We start from the raw sequence: 2,096 nt of genomic DNA, 5'->3' as shown, positions 1-2,096 counted from the left end.
TAGGCGGAGCCGGCGGTAACGGCGCGGGTGTCGGCGGCGGAGGTGGCATGGGCGGCGCGAATTCGGGCGGCGCAAACGGTGCCGGCATGGGCGCAGCGCCGGGCAGCACCGCAACCGGCGGTGGCATGGGCACGGGAACGGGCACCACGCCGAACATGAAGGCCAACGGCAGCAGCACGAACAACAACGGCAACGTTGCGGCGCCTAATGGCGGCGCCATGTCGAAACCGCAGTAAGCAGGTGTTCAGGCATGAAGGTGGCCGGTTGCATCGATCGATGTAGCCGGCTTTTTTTTGCCCGCCGTATCGCTGAACGTGTTTGCCTACGCACGCCCCTGTTATTTCCGGCACATAATACAAAGCACGCAAGAGCCTTGCCCCGCGCGCGATCGGCTGGTTATCCAGCTTTTCCGTCGCCCGGCTTCAGGACGCTATTGACGTAACCCGATGCCGGGTCATACGCTCATGCGACCTGCTCGCCGGACGACCGGGTTACCCGATTTGGAGACTTCGCGCCTTGCATTCGTCGGATTCCTCGGCACTCGACTTGCCCTTGCCCTTGCGCAATTTCGCCGGAACGCGGCGGATCTTGCTGATGGTGCTGGCGGCATCGATTCTGTTTCCGGTCGCGTTTCTGCTCGGCTACGGTTATTACGATTACCAGCGCCGCATGGAAGATGCCGACGATATCGCCGACCGCATCGCACGCGTCGCCGACGAACATGCGAGCAAGGTGCTCGACCTGAACCGCCAGATGTCGATGCGCGTCGTGGAGATGCTCGGCAACAGTGACGACGCCCGCATCCATGCAAACCAGAAGCCGATTCACGAACGCCTGAGCGAGATAGGCGAATCTTTCGCGCACGTCGCCGGAATCACCGTTTTCGGCGCTACGGGCGACATGCTGGCGAGCAACCGCTTTTATCCGGTACCGTCAATTTCCATTGGTACACGCGATGACTTCGTTAATGGCCGCGCCATTCGTCCTGAACCGTATTTTTCGCTTCCGCTCGTGGGCAAGATCGCCCAGAGCGATGTATTCACGACGAGCGTCGGGCGCAGCGCGAGCGACGGACATTTCCTCGGATTGGTATCGATCGCGCTGAAGCGCGAATATTTCTCAAGCTTCTACAACGATTTATCGAACGGCGATCCGGGCGTGACCGTGGGACTTTACCGGCGCGACGGCGGCATTCTCGTGCGCGAACCGCCGGGTCCTTCCAACGTGTCCCACGCTCGAAACTCAGCGTTCACGTCGGCCATGCGCAGCAATGAATTGTTCGGGCGCGTGCGGGTGAATTCGAGCGTGGACGGTGTCGAACGGATCCTGGCTTTCCGGCGAGTGGGCGACTATCCGCTATACGTGGCAAGCGGTTTTCCGACGTCCGTCATCTTTGCGAACTGGCGCCAGCATTACGCGCTGATCGCGGTGATCACGGCCGTGCCGTGCATCGCGGTCTGGTTGCTCGTGTTGTTCTCGCTGCGCCAGTTGCGCTCGCAGCAATCCGCATGGGAACGTTGGCAGGCGGAAGTGGCCATGCGGCTTTCGGCGGAAGCGTCGAGCCGGCAACTGCGGCGCATGGGCGCGCTCGGTAATCTGGTCGCGAACGTGGCGCACGACTTCAATAACCTGCTGATGGTGGTATCGGCGAATATGGAGTTGGCGCGGCGCAAGAACTTCAACGGGCTTGAACGGGAAGTGCTGGCGGTGGAACGCGCGACTGCGGGCGCCGAAGCGCTCGCCCGGCGTTTGCTCAGCGTTGCCCGCAAGCAGCCGCTCAAGCAGGAAGCCATCGATCTCACCACGTGGCTGCCCGCTGCGGCCGGGCTGATCGAAACGGCGGTCGGCGAGAAGATTCAGGTCAAGGTGCAGGTTTCGCCCGACATGTGGGGCGTGCGCGCCGACGCCACGGAGCTCGAATTCGCGATCATCAATATTGCGGTCAATGCACGCGATGCCATGCAGCACGGAGATCGAGTCTGGGCGTAAAGATCCGCCCGATTAATCAGAGCATTCCTAAACACGTCTGACTGAATGAGGATTGGTTTTTACGTTTTTCTCGGTGCTGCGGGCGCGACGAGAGCGGCTCAAGAAAG

At 61.5% G+C, this 2,096-nt stretch carries 2 protein-coding genes; both read left to right on the top strand.

What is annotated here, in order from left to right:
• Window positions 1-236 (top strand): hypothetical protein (locus tag ACRXB1_RS35055; protein ID WP_449494657.1); only part of this gene is annotated, 236 nt, incomplete at its 5' end.
• Window positions 237-516: 280 nt separating this feature from the next.
• Window positions 517-1,989 (top strand): hypothetical protein, encoded by a 1,473-nt coding sequence (locus tag ACRXB1_RS35050; protein WP_449494656.1) that lies wholly within the window; start codon window positions 517-519, stop codon window positions 1,987-1,989.
• The last annotated feature ends 107 nt before the right edge of the window (window positions 1,990-2,096 follow it).

Source organism: Caballeronia sp. M23-90 (genome assembly GCF_053574605.1).
The sequence above is the reverse complement of the archived record's forward strand: the minus strand, read 5'-3'. Positions and strand labels throughout refer to the sequence as shown.